The sequence below is a fragment of the Candidatus Cryosericum septentrionale genome, from assembly GCF_003570995.1.
Lineage (GTDB): Bacteria > Caldisericota > Caldisericia > Cryosericales > Cryosericaceae > Cryosericum > Cryosericum septentrionale.
Genome location: NZ_QXIY01000004.1, coordinates 18,674 through 35,369, shown reverse-complemented (window position 1 = coordinate 35,369; position 16,696 = coordinate 18,674). Strand labels below are relative to the sequence as shown.

Sequence of the window (16,696 nt, the reverse complement as noted above, 5' to 3'; positions counted from 1 at the left end):
AAGGAAAACCGGTCAACAAAAGGCTTCACTTTGTCATTCCCTGGCGGCCGCCGACAGACCCAAGAATGACACGCGCCCTGAGTACATCGCGCGAAATCTGTTTCACGAGCGCGGCCGGCGAGGCAAAATGCACCTCCCCGCGAAGGCGGGCCGCAAACTGTACAGACACCAGATGGCCATATACTTGCCGGTCAAAGTCGAGCAGATGTACTTCGACGACTCGCCTCGATGCGGCAACGATCGTCGGACGAACGCCGATGTTGCAGACGCCATTCACAATCGCTCCATCTACCACAGCTCGCACCGCATACACACCATTGCCGGGGAGCAATTTCACCGGATCGGGGACCTCAACATTTGCTGTCGGGAAACCAAGGCGCCCTCCTATCTGGTTTCCGGTGACGATGACCCCCTCAATGGAGTAGGAACGCCCGAGGAGCCTTGCTGCGCGTTCCATGTCACCCTCCGCAATGGACGTGCGGATAATCGAGCTGGAGCACGGTTCCCCGTCGACCATCACTGGAGCAACGATGATGAGTCTGCGCCCCGCGTTGTCGAGGATTCGGGACATCATCTCCGCGTCGCCGGCGCGGCCCTTACCGAAATGGAAGTCCTGACCTACGACAACAACACATGCATTCAGGCGACTGATAAGGATCTCACTTACGAAGACCTCAGCAGGCAGTCCCTGGAAACGAGCTGAGAAATCCTCGAGGACAATGGAGTCGACCCCGGTCTTCTCAGCAAATTCAACACGCTCGCTGTTCGTCGTCAGGAGACCCTGGATACCCCGAGTCGTTAGTTTCGGGTTCCGTCGGAAGGTATAGATAACAGTGGCAAGAGATGCCTTGTGACCACAATCGACAAGTTCCCGGACAATCCGCTGGTGACCGACGTGAAAACCGTCGAAGGCCCCTACGGCGACAACAGAGGCGATCCCCGGAAACTCCGAAGACGACAGGTAGATGCTGCTCACTCGCTGAACACTTTCAGCGGCCATGCCCTCCCGGCTCTGCCCGCCGCCACACCGCCCAGTCGACCATCGGGACGCTTCACCATGGCGGTGGTTCCCTCCCTCATGTCGCAGTCCACGGCCAGCCCATGCCCAAATGCGCTCCACTGCACATCGTCAAGAAAAATCTGTGGCAGTGTCGCCAGAAGACCTACGTCTGTCTCGCCCCACGTGAGAAACGACAGGTCACCCGCCTGCACCCTGCGCCGCAGCGTTGCCAGTGACAGTGTGTCACTGACGCCAAACCCGTGAGCTCCCGTACGCAGGAGTCGCCCCATACATCCACCGCATCCCAGGATAGCTCCCACATCCCGGCAGAACCCACGCACATAGAAGCCCGGGGTCACCGTCATGCGAAATACGATACGACGAAGGTCAGCGTCCTGCCGCTCCTGAAGCACACTCAACCGCCGCACTGCTACTGGGACCGGAGCAAAATCGATGAGGCGGCCCTGGCCTCGCATTGCCTTGTATCCTCGTACGCCATCCTGCTGCTTGGCTGAAACGTGCGGGGGAACCTGCTCCGTCTGTCCTGTCACGCTTTCAATAGCTTTCTTCACGACTGCATCCTCGAGACCCGTGGCACCCCTGCGCTCGATGACTTCTCCCTCCATGTCGTCGGTGATCGTGGTGATCCCTAGAACGAGCTCGCCGACATACTCCTTTTCGCTCGGCGGAAGAAAGGAGATGAGCTTCGTTGCAGAGCCAACAGCAACAGGAAGCACTCCCATTGCCGGCACATCCAGCGTTCCCAGAAAGCCAGCCTTGTCCGCGCTCAGAATCCCCTTGACCACGCGCAGAGCGCCAGCACTGCTCAGGCCGCTGGGTTTGAACAGTGCAAAGAAGCCTTCGGGATGTGAGGTACTCACAGGCCGGACACCAAGTCGCGAGCATGGATGCCTGTTGTGCCCCAGATTGGATTCACCACAGCAGCCATGCGTCCGCTACGGTCCCTTCTGCACAACAGCATCAACCGAAGACGGCGTCACCATAGCAGAAACAACTCCCTGTGTCAGCCCGTCCACTGAGACTGCATAGCTACCATCGGTCAGTGGAGGCTGGCTGACGTCGACATATGCCGTGATCTGGGAAGACTTGAGAGCCATGACGACGGAATTCGTCCCGCTGATGAGGACCGATGCGGACGTTGTACCAAGGGACACCTGCCACCCCGATCCAGCTCCTCGAACCTCGATCGGCACGTCCGGGATGGCAAGAACGACAACCTGCTCGATAACGACATGACATGACACGGTCTTGCTTCCACCCAAAAGCGAGACTCCCGGCGGAAGGACCAAGTTGACTTGTTTCGTGAGAGATCCCGACTCACCTGAGACATCAACCGCAATCGTCGAAACCGCCTGAACCCGACTGAGCACCGCTGCCGTTCCTGTGACCATGACAATTGCCGGGGTGCATGAGCCGCTCGCCACGGCGTACCCACTCATCGGATGCCCGATGACAGTCGGAATGACCGGCACCGTCTTCACGGTTGCAGCATCAAGAATCGGCAGAATGGCAACTGCCGATCGAGGAGACAACAGCACGCCCTCAACGACATTACCCCTGGCATCATAGGCAACGACGTCCCCAGCAATCGTGAGATTGCCGCTTGTGGTCGCTCCCAGTTTGTCCAGTGCAACGACCAGCGCTGCATCCTTCACTTGGCTCACGAGCGAACCGGGCCCCGACACCTCGATGGACCCCGGCTCAATCCGCAGGGTCCCGAGGACCAGACTCAGGGGCAGGGTGCCGCTCACCTCTGCGTGGACAGGGACGGTGATCGTCTCAAGACGCTCGAGCTGGACATTGACTTCGTTGGGAGCAACGGTCTCTACTGTCACGCCAGTAAGCCCAACGACCTGAGCTTGAACCGATGTAATGAAGGATCCCTCGGTTCTTCCCCCCAAGTCGACGGTCGGCGTTACATAGCCACCCGTGATGTTCCACAGCGTATTCATGGGACCACGCAGTGTCACGGTGACCGTGGGGAGCGTCCCTGCCAGGACGTAGCCCTGAGGTACGTTCACAGCCATCAACTGGGCCTCGACGGATTTCGTCGTGTCAGGACCCCGGATACCAACGACGTAGACCCAGAGCAGAACGGCCAGGAGCACAGAGATGATCTTGGAGTTAAACAACATAGCGCCGATATTACGCTTGGCCATCTCCACCTCCCTGTTGTTCGTTGGGCTTCCGTTTACGGAAGAATCCGGTCAAGTTGAACCTGTGCTCGCTGGCTATGGGCTTTGTCATGACCAGCAGCATTCCTCTGAGCTCAAGTGGGCTCAGATAGCGTGTCAATTTGCCGTGTACTGCAAGAGAAATGACCCCTGTCTGCTCGGATACGACGACAACAATGGAGTCAGTCTCTTCCGTAATGCCGATGGCAGCACGGTGCCTTGTTCCAAGTCCTCGTTCCAGGTCTGCGCTTGCAGTCAACGGAAACAGGCACCTCGCGGCAAGGACACGATTGCTTGCTATGATGACGCCACCATCATGAAGCGCGCTGTTGGGGTAGAAAAGCGTGGACAGTGTTTCGGCTCTCACCAGAGCGTCAAGCCGGACTCCGGTCTCGACATAGTCTTCGAGACCCGTTTGTCTCTGCAGGCAGATGAGCGCGCCGATCCGGTTCATCGACAGGTACTTGACACTCTTCACAATCTCGTCAACGGACTCTTCCCAATCGTGGACGTCCGTAAACTGGGTGTGCGTGTCAGATGACACCAGCTTGCTGCTGCCAAGTCGACCGAGCATCCGCCGCAGTTCTGGCTGGAAAACCATGACAAGTAGCAGCGGAAGGAACGACGTCGAGAAACTGCGCAACCAGCTGAATACGCTGTTGAGAGCCAGCAGCCCAACCTTGAGACTGAGCCACTCGACTCCGAACACGAGCAGATAATAGATCACGAGACCCTGAGCCAACTGCAGTGCACGCGTGTTCGAGATGAGCCTCAGGACGGCGTAGAAGAGCAGGGATGTCAGAGCGACGTCCATGACGATAGAAATGCCTCGTCCTAGCGTAAGATTCACGAACAGGTCAGCAAAAAACCTCTGCAGGAAAACCATATCACCTCTCAGCAATAGCGATCATGCGTTTGGACTCAGGTCCAAACCGTGATCCATCATAGTCACCGCACCAGCGTTCGGGCCGCAGTCCCGCTGCCTCAAACAGCGCTGCCAGCTCAGCCACAGTATACATACGCAGCACGCGACGGTACTCGCAACGCTCTCCCCCGCTCAGGACAACGCGTCTCGTGGAGACAGTGCCATCCACCGCATCGAATCGACGCTTCTCACAGACAAGCCCCTGCTCATTTTCATGCCATTCTTCGGGTACGAAGTGCTTCACGATGTAGTCACGGTTCTCGACGTCTACGACTACATGCCCGCCCCGCCTCGTGTGCTCCGAGACTCTCTGAAGTATCTGCAGGTCACCGATCTCACCATAGTAGCCGAATGAGCTCCAGAGAGAGATGGACAGATCTGCTCTCACGTGAAGCTTCATGACACGACTGTCCATTGCATAGAACTCCGCTTTCAAGCCCAGCTGCGCAGTACGCTCGCGACACGCAGCGATGTAGTCTGCATTCATGTCCACGCCCGTTACCCTGAACCCAAGTCTCGCAAGCTCGATGCTATGTCGCCCAACACCACATCCAACATCGAGAACAGCGGCTCCAGGGAGTACTGCGCACAGCCTCAGGAGCTGCTGCACCTGGTACCTTGTTCTGGCCGGTTCTACCGTGTCCAGAAAGAGGCGCCTGTATGTATCGTCAAAGTACTCCTGTGTCCAGTCTGTGATCATCATGTGCCATAAATACTAAGACATCAGGGCCAAAATGCAACACGAAAGCAGCTCTTGGACTTGTCTTCACTCAGCTCTTCCTTGACAGTGGCGCCCATACCCATAGCATGTTGGCATGAGAACTTGGCGATGCATCATGTCCGGCATCGGCACTCCATACGAGAACATGGCCACAGACGAGGCACTGTTTGACACTGCCTGCAGGTCGGGCGTTCCAGTTCTCCGTTTCTATGGGTGGACACCTGCCACCGCATCGCTTGGCTTCGCTCAGCGAGCTTCAGAGGCTCTGGACTTCACCGAAATGGACAGGAGACATGTTGCGTGGGTCCGACGCCCTACGGGAGGCAGAGTGGTGCTCCACGACATGGAAGTCACCTACTCGGTGTCGATACCACAGTCGGATCCTCTCTATGCTCTGGGGCTGGAGGCGTCATATGAGTGGATATGCGGGCCGATTGTCGCGGCTCTCCTGGCTGTTGGAGTATCAGCCACACTTGCTCCACATGGCTCCACCGGCTTTGTGTCCGCATCGTGCTTCACCGCACCGGGGACCACCGACATCGTTGCTTGTCAAAGGAAGCTTGTCGGCTCGGCACAGATGCGAACGCGGGACGGGTTCCTCCAGCACGGCTCAGTCGTCCTGAAGAATGACCTGGAAAAGCTCTTTGCCGTAGTCCGGACGTCTCAGCCAAACGTGCACGATGCCGCGCGGCGGGCCGCTCGTCTTATGACCAGCGTCAGCGACGAGGCTCACCGAGCCGTCTCATTCCGCGAAATGGCAGATACACTCGTTGCAGCCTTCTCGGCTGCCAAAGGCGTCCATCTCCTTGCCGATTCTCTTACTCAGCGAGAGGTACTCAACGCCGCCGGCATTGTCGCTCGGAAATACGGCAGAGAAGACTGGAACGCTTTAAGATGAGAGGAATCATGGTATAGTTTTATGATTATTATCTGAGTCGTCTGTCCACAGAGGCAGACTCGACCGAGGAGTGACAGGATGGGAAAAGAAAGCAGGATCAGACAGGAACGCAAGGCGGGACTCGTCGAGAAGCCGGGGGCGTATCACAAGGATCGGTTTCCCGTTGTCATGCGAGTCATTGCCCTCGTACTCATCGTAGCGCTCGCCACATGGGGCTCCTTCTTTGCAATCAAGAGCGCTACCGGAACGATAGCATATCAGGTCGGCGCCGGGAAAATCCTCCAGTCCGATATCACGGCGCGCGTCCAGAATTATATAGATATGTATAAGCAGTACGGAATGGATCTGACGACTGCAGAGAATGCCAGCACGCTCAAGTCCGTTCGCAAAGACGCTATAGACAGCTCGATCGAGCAGGAGCTGTTCATCCAATATGCCAAATCCAAGAACATGACGATCGACCAGGCCAAGCTGAAGACTGCTCTCGACACAGAAGTTGAGAATGCCGTCGCGCAGTCACAGCAGCAGTTTGGAACGGACACTCAGGGATTCAATGACGCAGTCATAGCCCAATATGGCTCGATGGACAAGTTCAAAGCCACCCTGCGCACTCAGATTCAGCCATTTGTCGAACGGCAGCAACTTGCTGACGCGGTGACTGCCGAGATCAATGCCGGCGTCACCGTCTCGGACGCGGATATCAAGACCTACTTCGGCTCTCAGGGACGTGTTAACGCCGATCATCTTCTCATCACGATAGACGCTGACAATGACTCTTCTTCGACAATTGCTGCGAAAAAGAAGGTCGCTCAAGCCATCTATGACGAGGTCGTGAAACAAAAGGCTGAAAATGCCACATTCGATTTCGCCAAGTACGCACAGGAGAAGGCGGCCGAGCTCAACAAGAAGACCGCAGGATATGCTACCTACGAGACACTGGGCTTCTTCACCAAAGGGCAGATGGTCAAAGAATTCGAGACTGCCGCCTTTGCCGCCAAGACGGGCGACATCGTCGGACCCATCCAGACCGAGTTTGGCTTCCATATCATTCACAAGATCGGACAAGAACCTGTCAGCACAATCTACGATACGGCGGAGACGGTGAAAGCCGCACACATCGTCCTGGGCTTCGGTACCGGAGACCAGACAGCTGGAGCAAAGGCTGCCGAGACCCTTGCAAACAAGGTGTATGCAGAGCTCCAGAAGGGCTTGTCGTTCAAGACGGCGATCACGAAGTACTCCACGGATGCCGACGCCAAGACGGGAGGAATCCTGGACTATTTCTCGAGCGTGGGCGATGAGACCCGCTTCAACGCCCTCAACGGTCTGAAAACCGGCCAGTACTCAAAACCCTTCGTCGATGGTTCTTCCTATGAGATCATCCAGCTTCTGGGCCGAAAACCACTCGTGAAGGCAAACCTGAGTGACAAGGCTACGCATGATAAGGTCAAGACCGCACTGGAAGACGAGCGCAAGGCGGATGCAAAAACTGCACTGGTGACCAAACTCAAGGTACAATTCCCCGTCCGCGAGGGTCAGTGGTCGCGTATCACCCGATGGTATAGCCATGGTATCGGCAAGGTGCTCGGAACAATCGGGCAGTGGATCGTTAAAGCTACCGGCAAGGGAACAACGACGACTCCCGCAGCAACGCCAAGCACTCCATCAGCGCAATAGTCATGCTTGCGAAAGACGGCATCGATTCGTCCAGAAAGCCCACAGTCCAGGCGCGCCCTCGGACGCGCCTGACGGCCTTCATCATTGTGGCATCGCTTCTTCTGGTCGCCCTTGTGGTAGCAATCGTTGCCGTCCCGGTAGCAGGTTCACGCAACGTCGCCTTTTATGTCAATGGCAAACCAGTTACTGAGGAACATGTCTCGGCAATGATTGTGGACCTGCCATTCGACGAGACCAGTGACCACTACAACGCACGAGTGGATCTCGGAGACCCCTCAGACCCAAAGACGCAGTATCTTGCTGCGGGGTTGAAGACAGAAGCCATTCAACGACTCATTGTCATGCACGCTCAGTCCGACGAAGCTCTACGACTGGGAATCGTCGTGAGTCCATCGGCCATCGACACTGCCGTCGAGGCCTACGTGAACAACCACGCCTCACCTGACGACACGACCGAGACCGCAAGACTGCGGTCCCCGGATATGCGCTCGTACATCCAGCTCTGGGCCACGTCCAAAGCCTATGAAGAGAGCCTGACGAAGGATGCCACAGTGTCGTCAGCTAAAGTGCACGAGTACTTCGCTACATGGGGCTGGAACTATACGGACACGGCGGGACACCAGCTCACCTTCGAGCAGGCAAGCGCAAGGCTTGCAAAAGATGCTCTGGCGAACAAGAAGTTCCAGCTGATCCTTGAAAATCGGGCACAGCTTCTCAAGAAGGAGAACAGTCTTGTGAGTGGTGATACACGCTACAAGCAGTTCATGAGGTGGTGGGACATCATGTTTGACATCCAGGTCCCGGATTCACTTGAGATACTGAAGGTCGACACAGGCTCGTGACACGCCCACGAAGAGAGACTCCGGCTGGTTTGGCCGCCCCGGAGAACCCCAGGAACACTAGCCCGAAAACAAACCGTCCGCCTCGCAGCAGACGCTCCAGAGCGGACGCCCGCCAGAACAGTCCTCAGACTCTGCCCGCATTGACCAAGTACAACGAACTGCTTCAAGACATCCAGGATGAAACCAGCTACTTCCTTCCCGTGGATGCGCTCAGCGCAGGCACACAGAGATACCTCTATCATCTGGGAGACTTCTCGGCAGCAAACGCTGCGCAGATGCAGCGGTTTCTCGACGACAAACGTGAAGTGCTTGCAAAACTCGAACAAGGAAAGCTCAGCAACAGCGAGCACCGCTCAGCGCTCCTCCTTCGGCCCTACATGGACAGCTTGTCCCTCCTGATTGGGGCCGGGTATTTCGGGGACACTCTCTGGCAGCTACGCAACACCCGGCGGGGCCTCTACCAGTTGCTGTATATGACGGAGATCCCCACATACGTCCGTGGGAAGGCTCTCGTTCGCCGGCTCGAGGAACTGTCGACACCCCCGACCGCGCCTGCAGAACAAATCCAACTGCGTTCAGGTTCTCACCAAGAATTGGCTCTTGAGGAAATGCACATCATTGACCAATATCTCCTCTTCGCGGAAGACAGGACCAGCCGCTTCGATGACAAGCAGGTTATTGCAGAGCGCATCCTCAAGGCACGCCAGTACATGAATAGACTGGACCCACGGCTGGTTCACTCCACCAGTACGGGCGATTCCACCCGGGACCCAATACTCTCTGTCCTGCTGCCTTCACTCGAAGAGGTAAGCACGAAAGAAGCACAGGAGCATCTGGAACATGAGACAGAGGCGTTGAAGCGTCAATTGAGCGAGACCGCTGCCCAGCTTGATGCCTCCAGAAGCACCGACGAGGTTGTCAATGACGTTCTCCGGGCTTCTCTCGCGCGGCGCCTGGATCAAGCAACCATCGATGATTGGATGAACAAGGATTATCCCCGCCTCCACTCGTTTTTCCCTGGTTACAGACTCAAGTCCGTACCCGTGTTAGGAGACGAGTCCGCGACTCGCCCGGCCTATGATGATCCAGAGGCGGTTGCCCTGAAGGGTGCCTCGCTCGACCACCGACAGACCGTCTGTCCGATGGCGTCTTCCCGTCGCTGGCTTTCGCCCGAGATCGCTCTCATGATGACTTACTTCCCTGGTAAGGCCTACATCCAGACCGCAATCAGCAGCTGGGACCCATGTCTGGCATTTCACATTCAGCGAGAGGTATTCATCACGGCACTTTCGCTGTTCGAACTGCAGAACATCGCCAATCTCGACGGCATGCTGACGCCGCAGAATAGTCTGCTTACAACGCTCCAGCTCCTCATCGAGGACGCGGCAGCTGCTCTCGATATCGAGATCCTGCAAAACAGGCTGTCCCATCATGATGCCCGCTCATTCCTCCAGGAACGCGTCCCGTTGCCTCCTGATCTTGCATCGTCGTTCTCATCGATCGCCACATTCGACTTTGGAGTTTCTCTCGCCCGGTTCATGTTCCGCGCTCACTTCCGCGAAATGCGCAGAATCTCCCGGACCAGCAACAAGAAAGTCTCCTGGGCCTCGTTCTACCAGAATATCTTCGAGCAGGGTACGTTCGACCCGGCTCAGCTCAAGAATTCATGAGCGGTGAGTTTCAGCCCACGACGGCCGGCGGCGACCGTCCCCTGTTCCTTGCCATCGCCGGCAACATCGGCGTAGGAAAGTCTACCCTGACCCGTCATCTTGCCGACAAGTGGGGGCTCACTCTGCTCCCTGAGCCAGTCAAACAGAACCCTTTCCTCAAGCTCTACTACGATGATCCCAAGCGATGGGGAATACAGTCACAACTCTTCTTCCTCACGCAACGAGTGAGGCTCTTCAAGGAAGCCGGTGCCCTGGATCATACCAAGATCGTGGACCGCACCCTGTATGAAGACGCAGAGATATTCGCGCGTACAGCGCTCTCGCGCGTCGAATACCAGATCTACCTGCAACTGTACGAGTACCTGCTGGAGAACCTCCCGGTACCCGACCTCGTTGTCTATCTCCGTGCATCCACAAGAACACTCTCGCGACGCATACAGTCGCGGGGACGTTCGTTCGAGAAGTCCCTGCCCTCTTCTTACCTTCGGAAACTCAACGAACGCTATAATGGATGGGCAAGCTCGTTTTTGCGCGCCCCCCTGATTGCCATCGATACAGACGATCTTGATCTGTTCAGCCTCTTCGGTGAGTATGAGAGGGTCACCGATCGTATTGCTGAAGCGCTTCTGCAGAAAGGACTGACATGGCAGTACACGACTACGATACCCAGGCATTCCTGAGCATCTTCCCCGAACCTCTGCAGGAGGCACTCGAGGGGCTCGACCGATTCGACGAGCTCGTCGAGGTCGTGCTGGACCTCGGACGTGTCCCTGAAGCTCGGTTCGAATTCGACTTCGTTCCCCTTAGCGAGAGCACGGTCACGAAGGGGGACATCGACTTCATCGTCCAGAAAGTCGGAGAATTCGACCGTGACAACCGGGGCGGAATCGAACAGACGCTGCATCGCATTTCCGCCATCCGGAACAGATACAACGACGTGGTCGGGCTAACGTGCCGGGTTGGGCGCGCCCTATACGGCAAGATCGAGATCATTGAAGACCTCGTCAAGAAAGGCTCGAGCATCCTGATACTGGGCCGACCGGGCATAGGCAAGACAACGCTGCTGCGCGAGGCTTCCCGGTACATGAGCGATACGCTGAAAAAACGCGTCATCATTGTCGATACCAGCAACGAGATCGGTGGGGATGGTGACGTTCCCCATCGCGGCGTCGGGTCTTCTCGCCGTATGCAGGTACCGCCCAACAAAGAGCAGCACGACATCATGATTGAAGCCGTGGAGAACCACAATCCGGAAGTCATCGTCATAGATGAAATCGGCCGCATCGAAGAGGCGCAGGCATGCCGGACGATCGCTGAGCGCGGCGTCGAGCTCATTGGAACGGCGCATGGCAACGATCTGGGCAACCTTATCACCAATCCGACCCTCATCGACTTGCTCGGAGGTATCCAGACGGTTACGCTGGGTGATGAAGAAGCGCAGCGCCGTGGGACACGGAAGAGCGTTCTCGAACGCAAGTCTGCTCCCACGTTTGACGTCCTCGTAGAACTGCGTGAACGCGATGTCCTGGCCGTATACCGCAACCTGGCAGACGTCGTCGACAGAGTCCTGCGCGGCTTCGACGTGCAACCCGAGATACGCAGGAGGACGGCCGGCAAGGAGTTTATGATCGAATCTCCTCATCAGGGAGAGGCTCCCACTTCACAAACTGGCACCGAGCAGCTATGGACGCAGGATTCCAGCGTCAGACTCTACATCCAGGGAGTCAGCCAGAGCTACATCGAGCGAGCTTCTCACAGCCTGCATGCCGACGTACGGGTCGCGCGCACGATGGAGGATGCAGACATCGTGCTGCTCAGTGACACAGTCGCAGCCAAGAAACCATTTCTTGTAGAACGAGCCGAGGCACTCGGATTGCCGTTGTATACAACCAGCAAGAACAGTCTGGCTGCCATCAAGGACCTCCTCAGACGCATCCACTCGATGTCCGTGGACAAGGACCAGTATGCTTCCTGGATTCATCTCATGCGCGAAGCCGTCGTCTCCTCGGCCTCGCGTGAACTGCCATATTCCGGTGCCTTCGAGCGGCGGATGCAACACAGACTGGCAGAACGACTTGGGCTGTTCAGTGAGAGCGAAGGCATCGAGCCATTCCGGCGCGTTGTCGTGTACTCTCCGGCGACGAAGCCGACTCAAGGGCCACCAGGAGCAGTGTGATGCGACGCGCCTTCTTTCTTACCTTCGAGGGGATCGACGGATGCGGCAAGAGCACGCAAGCTGAACGGCTCAAGCGGGCGCTGACGGAGCGACTATTCCCTGTCACGCACACATTCGAGCCGGGAGGAACAATGCTCGGACGTAAGCTCCGAACGATCCTCGTGCATGATGAACTCAACCTGTCCCTGTTCTCTGAAGTGTTGCTGTTCGCGGCCGATCGCAGACAGGACATCGATGAGGTCATCAATCCCGCACTGGAACGCGGCGACATCGTCATTGGCGAAAGATTTGCAGATTCATCTATCGCCTATCAGGGGGTTGCGGGAAACGTCGGCAAAGAACGAGTCGAGCGACTCATGGATATCGTCACCTCGGGCCTGGTTCCTGACCTGACGCTGCTTCTGGATATCGATCCGCGCGTTTCCCTGGCTCGGAAGACCGACCTCGACCGGATCGAGCAACGAGGCCCATTCCTCGACGTGGTGCGCCGCGCCTTTCTGGACATGGCCATGAGACAGCCGGAACGATGGGTGATTATCGACGCGGCTCGTCCTGCGGATAACGTCTTCAGCGACGTGCTCAAGGCAGTGTTGAAACGACTGGAATAAAGGAGGTATGAACATGTCCGAACGGCATTCTCACGAACCTGACCGCATCGACGAACTTCTTGGAAGCCTCCACGAGTCACGCACGGCACAAGCTCCTGCTGGAGCCAGTGTGCTCCCACCAGCCCCGCAGCGCCCTCGCAGAAGCAGGATCTGGATCGTGTTCGTACTGGTCGCCGCAGTTGCGGCCGCTGTGGTCTTCCTGCTTCTCCAGGGAAGGGCGGCCAGCCTAAACATCCGATCATTTCCATCAGGAGCGACCGTGTTCCTCGACGAACAGCAGGTCGGGACGACGCCGCTGGTGCTGCCCCACGTGACCCCGGGGACCCATGCGATACAAATCCGCGTATCGGGATGGGACGTCTGGAACGGTACCACGACGGCAGTAAGGGGATCCACAACGCAGGTCATTGCAAACATGACACACGCTGCCTACTCCCTGGTCGTCACGTCTACCCCGCGCGGTGCAAGAGTGGCACTCGATGGAGCAACCAAAGGCGTCACGCCTTTGACGCTGATAGATCTCAAGCCGCGCAACTATGCACTGGTCGTTTCCCTCAAGGGCTACGCCGCAATCTCGCGCACTGTCGACCTCTCCGATGCGACGCAGAGCACGCAGGACTTCTCTCTCGTGCAGGCTTTTGGCAAACTGAGCGTCGTGTCAGACCCTACCGGAGCTCAAGTCATCATAGACGGCAAGTCACATGGGGTGACACCCTTGAAGATCGACTCCCTCCCTGTGGGCGACTACGCTCTGACACTCAAGCTGGATGGGGGCACGGACATCACTGATACGCTCTCGGTGAAAGAAGGCATCGTTCTGACAAAGCGGTACAAGTTCGACCTTACGCTTGGCGGGCTTGCTGTCTCCACTGACCCTGCCGGAGCGTCCATAACAATCGACGGCCAGGCCACGAGTCATATCACGCCCTTCACGTTCAGCACGCTGAAGGAGGGTACGCATGTGGTTGAGCTGGAACTGCCAGGGTACCTCCCATGGTCAGACGAGGTATCAATGCCGAAAGGACAGACGACTCGTCTCTCCATCGCCCTCACGAAGCTGTATTAACGACAGGTTGACGGGGAACATCTCAGCGTATATACTACTGAAGCCGTACAGGATGGGGAGCCAGCGGTGCCCTGTTGCCCGGAATCCGCTTACCGGGGTCCATACTGGGCATGCGGGGCGCACGTTTCCGAAACAGTCCCTGTTGAAGGCGTTGAAGGCTGCAAACCATGCAGTGGGAAGCTCTGAACTCTGCCAGGTCCGGAAGGAAGCAACAGTAGTGAGTAGAACATGTGCCGTGGCCCGATGCAACTGGAGCCGGAGACAGTCGACCACGCCGGGGGTCTGCGCAACAAGTGCTCAGCGTACGGCCTTTTCTTCTTCCTACCTTGGATGGAGAGCAGTCACAACGCAGAGAACGGCTATGCCCTCACCCCTGCCGATCCAGCCTATCGCATCGTTACCCGTCACCTTGACGTCGACATCAGTCGACCTAAGTCCAAGGAGGCGCGCGAGCCTCCTCTGCATGGGAACTTGGTAATCCCGCAATCTCGGCCTCTCAGCGACAATAGTGATGTCCGCCGAAACAATCCTCAGTCTGCGAATCTTTCTATCCGCCATAACGCGTCCCAGAAGCACGGCGCTCTCAATTCCAACGAACTGCCCGTCTGATGATGGAAACATACCGCCGATGTCTCCCGCCCCAGCGCACCCGAGGACAGCGTCCATGACCGCATGCAGGACGGCGTCGGCGTCTGATGTCCCGTCAAGCCCCAGTTCCGAGGCGATCCTGATACCGCCGAGGATCAACGGTCGCCCGGAAACGAACCGATGGACGTCGTAACCGAACCCGACCACGGTCCTGGCCCTTGCGCTGAATGCCGCCTCGGCAATCTCAGCATCCTCTGGCACCGTCACCTTCATGTTCTGGGCATCGCCTTCAACAGTCGCGACCTGCCCACCAGTTGACTCGATGAGCGTCGCCTCGTCGTCAAAAGATGCACTATCCACACAGTTGAAATACGCAGACCGGAGCGTCGCCACTCGGCAGAACTGAGGTGTCTGTACGGCAACGACCCCTCTCCTGTCCAGTATTTCTGTCCTGCCTGCCGACGTTCGCCGCAATGAGTCGGCCACCGGAATCACTGGTATAACGATGTCTCCCATATCCCTGGCCGCGAGCAGTCTCTTGAGAAGTGCTCTGCAGACCAGGGGACGAGCCCCGTCATGGACCAGAACCCAGTCCTGGCCGGAAGCACCATTGTCTGCAAGCGTCTTGAGGCCGTTGAGGACGCTTTCGGCTCGCGTTGGGCCTCCGCTCGCCAGAAAAACGTGCACGCGGCGCGGAAGGGCTGCCTGAGTGACGCATTTCTCCATCTTCGCACGGTCCTGCAGTCTGCAGACCAGAACCAGCCGGTGCACGGGCACCTGGCACACTGCTTCCAGAGTAGTGCAGATGAGCGGTTTCCCTGCGAAAGGAGCGAGAAGCTTGTCCCCTCCAAACCGCGTACTGCTTCCTGCCGCCACAACAATGGCACAAAGACTCGGCCGATGAGCCCTGACAGCCTTCACTGTGACTCGCCTCCGGCATCGGAGAGTCGCGGAAAACTGGCGGCAATCGCCTCACTCACATAGCGTTTTCGATGAATCGTCAGACCATGGAGATCCGAAAGGTCGTCGCGAGCCTTATCACTCACGATGAACTCCCTGAACCCCATGCGTGCCCCCAGCTCGATGCGCCGGTGCAGGTTGAACACGGGACGCAGGTCTCCTGCAAGACCGACCTCCGCGATCGGCATGACCCCGTCACGCATTGCTACGTTGCGTATCGCACTGTACAGCGACAGGCCGACGCCGAGATCAATACCTCGATCTTCAACCGAAAAATCACCTGAGATATTGACGTACACGTCTCTGCCTCCGGCGCTCGTGCCCGCTCTACGTTCGATTATCGCCAGCGCGATCATGAGCCTGTCATAGTCCAGTCCGGTCGCAATGCGGCGCGGGGACGGCAGGTAGCTGGTAGCAGCCAGAGACTGCACCTCCACGAGTACCGCAAAACTCCCCTGGGCTGCAGGGACCACCACGGACCCTGGCTGAAGGTTGTGTACGTCGGTCACAAACGCGCTCGACGGATCGGAAATCGGTATGAGCCCTGTCGAGGTCATCTCGAAGAATCCGGTCTCCCCACTCTTGCCGTAGCGGTTCTTCCCCGACCTCAGCAGTCGGTAAGCACCAAATCGGTCTCCCTCCATGTAGAGGACGGCGTCGACCAGATGCTCGACGTACTTGGGACCCGCAATCGTCCCGTCCTTGGTCACGTGCCCGATGATCAGCGCTGCCACTCCAGACTTCTTGGAGAACCCGGCGATGGCAGCAGCAGTGATCTTCAGTTGAGCCGGCGTACCGGATCCGAAGAAATCCTCCTCCGTCGAGAACGACTGCAGCGAGTCCATAACAAGCGCCACCGGCCTGGCTCGATCAGCCATGGCCAGCGCATCAGCAAGCGAATTGGTGGTAGCAAGGAGAAGGTTCTTCGGGTCCAGCCCCAGTCGCCGAACGCGCCCGAGGATTTGAGACCGAGACTCCTCACCGCTCACGTACAGTACCTTTCCGTGTTGTCCCAGAGCAGTTGCCGCCTGCAGGACAAGTGTCGACTTTCCGATGCCGGGTTCCCCTCCCACAAGGACGGCAGAACCAACCACCAGGCCACCTCCCAATACTTCGTCCCACGGTCCGATGTCAGTCATCATGCGCTGCTCAGGCTGGACATTCTCCACTGCGACGTCCAGATCCGCCTCAGCGGGCAGTATCCCGGAAATCGGCACTCTCGAGGCCGGCCGCGCCGTGACCTCGATTTCGGGAACATCCTCAACAAAGGAGCCCCAAGCCCCGCACTCGGGGCATTTTCCGAGTTTCGAGACACTGATATGTCCACACTCGCTGCACCTATACTGAACTTGGGGCTTCGCCATCATGCC

The 16,696-nt window shown here is 57.6% G+C and carries 15 protein-coding genes and 1 other RNA gene; 9 read left to right on the top strand and 7 right to left on the bottom strand.

Going from position 1 to position 16,696, the window contains the following annotated elements:
• Window positions 1-25: 25 nt before the first annotated feature.
• The 5 genes from SMC1_RS01665 to SMC1_RS01645 all read right to left on the bottom strand — a co-directional run bounded on the left by SMC1_RS01665 (window position 26) and on the right by SMC1_RS01645 (window position 4,823).
• Window positions 26-1,000, bottom strand: coding sequence for a bifunctional riboflavin kinase/FAD synthetase (locus SMC1_RS01665; protein ID WP_119085078.1), 975 nt, complete (start codon window positions 998-1,000; stop codon window positions 26-28).
• A complete protein-coding gene (locus SMC1_RS01660) occupies window positions 973-1,881 on the bottom strand; it encodes a tRNA pseudouridine synthase B (protein ID WP_119085077.1) in 909 nt (302 codons plus the stop codon). The genes SMC1_RS01665 and SMC1_RS01660 overlap by 28 nt, the downstream gene beginning before the upstream one ends.
• A 75-nt stretch (window positions 1,882-1,956) precedes the next feature.
• Window positions 1,957-3,180, bottom strand: a complete 1,224-nt coding sequence (locus SMC1_RS01655) for a YbbR-like domain-containing protein (RefSeq protein ID WP_119085076.1) — start codon at window positions 3,178-3,180, stop codon at window positions 1,957-1,959.
• A complete protein-coding gene (gene cdaA, locus SMC1_RS01650) occupies window positions 3,167-4,081 on the bottom strand; it encodes a diadenylate cyclase CdaA (RefSeq protein ID WP_119085075.1) in 915 nt (304 codons plus the stop codon). The genes SMC1_RS01655 and cdaA overlap by 14 nt, the downstream gene beginning before the upstream one ends.
• A 1-nt stretch (window position 4,082) precedes the next feature.
• On the bottom strand, window positions 4,083-4,823 hold the full coding sequence (locus SMC1_RS01645; protein ID WP_119085074.1) for a class I SAM-dependent DNA methyltransferase: 741 nt from the start codon (window positions 4,821-4,823) through the stop codon (window positions 4,083-4,085).
• A gap of 112 nt (window positions 4,824-4,935) precedes the next feature.
• On the opposite strand from SMC1_RS01645, the gene SMC1_RS01640 reads away from it, so the two are divergent.
• The 9 genes from SMC1_RS01640 to ffs all read left to right on the top strand — a co-directional run bounded on the left by SMC1_RS01640 (window position 4,936) and on the right by ffs (window position 14,086).
• Window positions 4,936-5,739: a biotin/lipoate A/B protein ligase family protein gene (locus SMC1_RS01640; protein WP_119085073.1), complete on the top strand. Its 804-nt coding sequence runs from the start codon at window positions 4,936-4,938 to the stop codon at window positions 5,737-5,739.
• A 78-nt stretch (window positions 5,740-5,817) separates the two neighbouring features.
• Window positions 5,818-7,416 carry a peptidylprolyl isomerase gene (locus SMC1_RS01635; protein ID WP_119085072.1) on the top strand — a complete coding sequence of 533 codons (1,599 nt, stop codon included), beginning with the start codon at window positions 5,818-5,820 and terminating at the stop codon, window positions 7,414-7,416.
• 2 nt (window positions 7,417-7,418) lie between these two features.
• Entirely contained in the window at window positions 7,419-8,258 is an 840-nt protein-coding gene (locus SMC1_RS01630) for a hypothetical protein (protein WP_119085071.1), read from the top strand.
• A 140-nt stretch (window positions 8,259-8,398) separates the two neighbouring features.
• The gene (locus SMC1_RS01625; protein WP_119085070.1) at window positions 8,399-9,928 is read left to right on the top strand and encodes a hypothetical protein; all 1,530 of its coding nucleotides are present in this window, start codon (window positions 8,399-8,401) and stop codon (window positions 9,926-9,928) included.
• Window positions 9,925-10,608: a deoxynucleoside kinase gene (locus tag SMC1_RS01620; protein ID WP_119085069.1), complete on the top strand. Its 684-nt coding sequence runs from the start codon at window positions 9,925-9,927 to the stop codon at window positions 10,606-10,608. The genes SMC1_RS01625 and SMC1_RS01620 overlap by 4 nt, the downstream gene beginning before the upstream one ends.
• Window positions 10,572-12,104: a R3H domain-containing nucleic acid-binding protein gene (locus SMC1_RS01615; protein ID WP_119085068.1), complete on the top strand. Its 1,533-nt coding sequence runs from the start codon at window positions 10,572-10,574 to the stop codon at window positions 12,102-12,104. The genes SMC1_RS01620 and SMC1_RS01615 overlap by 37 nt, the downstream gene beginning before the upstream one ends.
• Window positions 12,104-12,712 (top strand): dTMP kinase, encoded by a 609-nt coding sequence (gene tmk / locus SMC1_RS01610; RefSeq protein WP_119085067.1) that lies wholly within the window; start codon window positions 12,104-12,106, stop codon window positions 12,710-12,712. The genes SMC1_RS01615 and tmk overlap by 1 nt, the downstream gene beginning before the upstream one ends.
• A gap of 13 nt (window positions 12,713-12,725) precedes the next feature.
• The gene (locus SMC1_RS01605) at window positions 12,726-13,778 is read left to right on the top strand and encodes a PEGA domain-containing protein (protein ID WP_165849123.1); all 1,053 of its coding nucleotides are present in this window, start codon (window positions 12,726-12,728) and stop codon (window positions 13,776-13,778) included.
• A gap of 43 nt (window positions 13,779-13,821) precedes the next feature.
• Window positions 13,822-14,086: signal recognition particle sRNA large type (gene ffs, locus SMC1_RS01600), an RNA gene on the top strand.
• A 13-nt stretch (window positions 14,087-14,099) separates the two neighbouring features.
• Here the strand turns inward: ffs and ispF are convergent.
• Entirely contained in the window at window positions 14,100-15,287 is a 1,188-nt protein-coding gene (gene ispF, locus SMC1_RS01595; protein ID WP_119085065.1) for a 2-C-methyl-D-erythritol 2,4-cyclodiphosphate synthase, read from the bottom strand.
• Entirely contained in the window at window positions 15,284-16,690 is a 1,407-nt protein-coding gene (locus tag SMC1_RS01590; protein ID WP_165849122.1) for an AAA family ATPase, read from the bottom strand. The genes ispF and SMC1_RS01590 overlap by 4 nt, the downstream gene beginning before the upstream one ends.
• Window positions 16,691-16,696 lie beyond the last annotated feature (6 nt).

Coding starts and splice junctions, on each gene's coding strand:
- SMC1_RS01635 (WP_119085072.1), top strand. CDS start 5,818: ATGGGAAAAGAAAGCAGGATCAGACAGGAACGCAAGGCGGGACTCGTC.
- SMC1_RS01630 (WP_119085071.1), top strand. CDS start 7,419: ATGCTTGCGAAAGACGGCATCGATTCGTCCAGAAAGCCCACAGTCCAG.
- SMC1_RS01590 (WP_165849122.1), bottom strand. CDS start 16,690: ATGGCGAAGCCCCAAGTTCAGTATAGGTGCAGCGAGTGTGGACATATC.
- SMC1_RS01620 (WP_119085069.1), top strand. CDS start 9,925: ATGAGCGGTGAGTTTCAGCCCACGACGGCCGGCGGCGACCGTCCCCTG.
- SMC1_RS01645 (WP_119085074.1), bottom strand. CDS start 4,823: ATGATGATCACAGACTGGACACAGGAGTACTTTGACGATACATACAGG.
- SMC1_RS01615 (WP_119085068.1), top strand. CDS start 10,572: ATGGCAGTACACGACTACGATACCCAGGCATTCCTGAGCATCTTCCCC.
- SMC1_RS01640 (WP_119085073.1), top strand. CDS start 4,936: ATGAGAACTTGGCGATGCATCATGTCCGGCATCGGCACTCCATACGAG.
- tmk (WP_119085067.1), top strand. CDS start 12,104: ATGCGACGCGCCTTCTTTCTTACCTTCGAGGGGATCGACGGATGCGGC.
- cdaA (WP_119085075.1), bottom strand. CDS start 4,081: ATGGTTTTCCTGCAGAGGTTTTTTGCTGACCTGTTCGTGAATCTTACG.
- SMC1_RS01605 (WP_165849123.1), top strand. CDS start 12,726: ATGTCCGAACGGCATTCTCACGAACCTGACCGCATCGACGAACTTCTT.
- SMC1_RS01665 (WP_119085078.1), bottom strand. CDS start 1,000: ATGGCCGCTGAAAGTGTTCAGCGAGTGAGCAGCATCTACCTGTCGTCT.
- SMC1_RS01655 (WP_119085076.1), bottom strand. CDS start 3,180: ATGGCCAAGCGTAATATCGGCGCTATGTTGTTTAACTCCAAGATCATC.